Source organism: Streptomyces sp. NRRL S-495 (assembly GCF_000966955.1).
GTDB lineage: Bacteria > Actinomycetota > Actinomycetes > Streptomycetales > Streptomycetaceae > Kitasatospora > Kitasatospora purpeofusca.
In genome coordinates this window covers 1-4057 of the sequence record NZ_JZWY01000109.1, presented here as the reverse complement: position 1 = coordinate 4057, position 4057 = coordinate 1, and the positions used below count along the sequence as shown (strand labels likewise).

Here is a 4057-nt window from a genome sequence, read left to right as displayed (position 1 = left end):
GGGCCACGGCGGTGACGATGAACGTGACGGTCACCGAGCCGGAGCAGGACGGCCATCTGACGGTCTACCCGCACGGTGGCGCGGCGCCGGACACCTCGAACCTGAACTGGACGGCCGGTAGGACTGTCGCCAACCTGGTGACGGTGCCGGTGAAGGACGGCAAGGTGTCCTTCTACAACCGCTCCGGCGGCACCGTGCACCTGATCGCCGACCTGGCCGGCCACCACAGCGCCGAGGGCCGGATCGCGTTCTACCCGGGCGGGCCGACCCGGATCATGGACACCCGGCTGAGCTGGGGGCGTCCCTACTACCGCCCGGCGGGCACCGTCCCGGCCTGGGGCTCCCTGACCGTCTTCGCGGGCGCGGGGAGCTACCCGGCCTCGGCCACCCTGAACGTCACGGTGACCGAGCCGGGGGCCGCGGGCCACCTCACGGCGTACTCCGGCGTCGGACCGGTCCCGGACACCTCCACGCTCAACTTCGAGGCCGGGCAGACCGTCGCCAACCAGGCCGTGGTCCCGGTCGATCCGGCCAACAGGACGGTCGTGCTCCACAACGCCAGCGGTGCGCCGGTGCACCTCGTGGTCGACGACAGTGGCAGCGAGAGCTACTGACCACCACCCGGCCCGCACCCTCCGGCGGCCCCGCCACCGAGCCCCGCGCCCGGTGCCGGGGCCGTCGGCGTTCCCGACCCCATAGGCTTCGGCCGTGAGCAACGGACTTCCCTTCCCCGAACTGGTCGGCGCCGCCACCGGCGTCGGATCGCTGCCCGGCACCGACGCCCGGGAGGCCGCCCGGACCTCCACCGGCGCGCTGGAGCACCTGCCGTTCCTCCCCGAACTCCCCGCCCGGGGGCCGGGCGCCGACATGATCGGCCGTTCTGCCGGCCTCCTGGTCGAGCTGTTCGCGCAGACCGAGCCGAGCGGTTGGCGCTTCGCCGACCGTCCGGGCCGGGACACCCGGCGGGCCCACTCCTGGCTGGGCGAGGACCTCGACGCGATGGAGGAGTTCACCCAGGGCTACACCGGCGCGCTCAAGGTGCAGGCGGTGGGGCCGTGGACCCTGGCCGCCTCGATCGAGCTCAAGTACGGCGAGAAGGCGCTCGCCGACCCGGGCGCCTGCCGGGACATCGCCGGTTCGCTCACCGAGGGCCTGCGCCGCCACCTCGCCGAGGTCCGCCGCCGGGTGCCCGGGGCGGAGCTGGTGCTCCAGCTCGACGAGCCCTCGCTGCCCGCCGTGTTGTCCGGCGAGGTGCGGACCGCGAGCGGTTTCCAGCGGCTGCGCTCCGTCGACCGGCAGCGCGCCGAGGAGGCGCTGCGGGACGTGATCGGCGCCCTGGACGCACCCGTGGTGGTGCACTGCTGCGCGCCCGGGGTGCCGCTGCCGCTGCTGCGCCGGGCCGGGGTCGCCGGTGTCTCGCTGGACTTCTCGCTGCTGACCGAGCGTGAGGACGAGGAGTTCGGCGAGGCGATCGACGCCGGCACCGTGATCCTCGCGGGCGTCGTCCCCTCCACCGAGCGGGCGCTCGCTCAATCAACGGCACTGTCGGACCCGGCCGGTAGTGTCCAGGGTGTCAGGGCGTTGTGGCGCAGGCTCGGGTTCTCCCCGGAGCTGCTGGGCCGCCGTGTACTGGTGACGCCGACCTGCGGGCTGGCCGGGGCCTCCCCGGACTTTGCCCGCCGGGCGCTGTCACTCAGTGTGAACGCGGCCCGGAGCCTGGTGGACAACCCGGAATGAGAGATTGACGGAGGGCTTGCGGTGGTGGCTGTCGAGGGCTGGGAGGACGTTCCGGCGGAGGTGCGCAAGCGGCACGCCGAGCTGGCCGCCGAGATCACGGACCACCGGGCCCGGTACTACGAGCAGGACGCTCCGGTCGTCAGCGACGCCGAGTTCGACGCGCTGATGCGCGAGCTGGAGGGGCTGGAGGCGGAGCATCCCGCCCTGGTCACCCCGGAGTCGCCCTCGCAGCGGGTCGGCGGCGCACCGACCCTGCTGTTCGCCCCGGTCGAGCACCGGGAGCGGCTGCTCAGCCTGGACAACGCGATGGACGACGAGGAGCTCGCCGCCTGGGCCGAGCGGGTCGCCGGCGAGCTGGCCGGGATCGACTACCACTACCTGTGCGAGCTCAAGGTGGACGGCCTGGCCGTCAACCTCACCTACGAGAACGGTCAGTTGACGCAGGCCGCGACCCGGGGCGACGGTCGGGTCGGCGAGGACATCACCGCCAACGTCCGCACCATCGAGGCGATCCCGCACCGGCTCACCGGCGACGACGTGCCCGAGCTGGTCGAGATCCGCGGCGAGGTCTACTTCCCGACCGAGGCCTTCGAGGCGCTCAACGCCTCCTTCGTGGAGGAGAACGAGCGCCGCCGGCTGGAGAACGAGGAGCGCGCCAAGGAGGGCAAGCGGCCCCGGGCGATGATCCGGCTGTTCATGAACCCGAGGAACGCCGCGGCCGGCTCGCTGCGCCAGAAGGACCCGCTGATCACCGCCTCCCGCCCGCTGCGGATGGTGGTGCACGGCATCGGCGCCCGGGTCGGCTTCGACATCGACAACCAGTCGCATGCCTACGACCTGCTGCGCGGCTGGGGCCTGCCCACCGCCCGGCACAACCGGGTGGTCGGCACGCTGGCGGAGGTGCGGGAGTTCATCGCGCACTTCGGCGAGCAGCGGCACTCGGTCGAGCACGAGATCGACGGCGTGGTCGTCAAGGTGGACGAGATCGCCCTGCAGGGCCGGCTCGGCTCCACCTCGAAGTCCCCGCGCTGGGCGATCGCCTGGAAGTACCCGCCGGAGGAGGTCACCGGGAAGCTCGCCGCGATCAAGGTCGGGATCGGCCGCACCGGCCGGGCCACCCCGTACGCGGTGCTGGCCGAGCCGGTGAAGGTGGCCGGTTCGATGGTGCAGTACGCGACCCTGCACAACCAGGACGTGGTCAAGGCCAAGGACGTCCTGCTCGGCGACACCGTGGTGCTGCGCAAGGCCGGCGACGTGATCCCGGAGATCCTCGGCCCGGTGTACGACCTGCGGGACGGCAGCGAGCAGGCGTTCGTGATGCCCTCGCACTGCCCCGAGTGCGGCACCGGGCTGCGGCCGATGGCGGAGGGGGACATCGATCTGCGCTGCCCCAACGCCCAGTTCTGCCCGGCCCAGATCCGGGAGCGGATCGCCTTCCTCGGCGGGCGCTCGGCGCTGGACATCGAGGGCCTCGGTTATGTCGCCGCCACCGCGCTGACCCAGCCGTTGGAGCCGGCCGAGGCGCCGGTGGGGAACGAGGGCGACATCTTCGGTCTGACGGTGGAGCGGCTGCTGCCGATCAAGGTGCTGGTGCGCGACCAGAAGACCGGTATGCCGAAGCTGGACGACGAGACCGGCGAGGAGAAGGAGGTGTTCTTCTTCGCCACCACCGCCGGTGCGCCGAAGAAGAACACCGGGCTGATGCTGGAGAACATCGAGAAGGCCAAGGACCGTCCGCTCTGGCGCTTCCTCAACGGCCTCTCGATCCGGCACGTCGGCCCGGTCGCCGCCCAGGACCTGGCCCGGGAGTTCCGCGACCTGGACGCGATCTTCGCGGCGAGCGAGGAGCGGCTGGCCGCCACCGAGGGGGTCGGCGCGGGCACCGCGCGCTCGATCGTCGAGTGGTACCAGGTGGACTGGCACCGGGAGATCGTCGAGAAGTGGCGTGCGGCCGGGGTCCGCTTCACCGAGGAGGCCACCGAGGAGGAGGGCGAGCGCCCCCTGGAGGGGCTGACCGTCGTGGTCACCGGCACGCTGGCCGGGCACACCCGGGACGGCGCCAAGGAGGCGCTGACCTCGCGGGGTGCGAAGGTGACCGGTTCGGTGTCGAAGAAGACCCACTTCGTGGTCGCTGGTGACAACCCCGGGTCCAAGTACGACAAGGCAGTTCAGCTGGGGCTGCCGGTCCTCGACGACGCGGGCTTCACGATCCTGCTGGAGCAGGGCTCGGCCGCCGCCCGGGTCCACCTGGGGCTGCCGGCGGAGCCGCCGGAGGAGCCGGTGAAGAAGGCACCGGCCCGGAAGAAGGCCGCCGCCAAGA

2 protein-coding genes and 1 pseudogene are annotated in these 4057 nt (G+C 72.4%); all 3 read left to right on the top strand.

What is annotated here, in order from left to right; translation table 11 throughout:
• Positions 1 to 614, top strand: a pseudogene (locus VR45_RS07905) (hypothetical protein); the annotation flags it as partial.
• A gap of 94 nt (positions 615 to 708) precedes the next feature.
• Positions 709 to 1737 (top strand): methionine synthase, encoded by a 1029-nt coding sequence (locus tag VR45_RS07900; protein ID WP_107084129.1) that lies wholly within the window; start codon positions 709 to 711, stop codon positions 1735 to 1737.
• Between the two features lie 24 nt (positions 1738 to 1761).
• The coding region (ligA, locus tag VR45_RS07895) for an NAD-dependent DNA ligase LigA (RefSeq protein WP_107084128.1) at positions 1762 to 4057 on the top strand (2296 nt) is incomplete at its 3' end.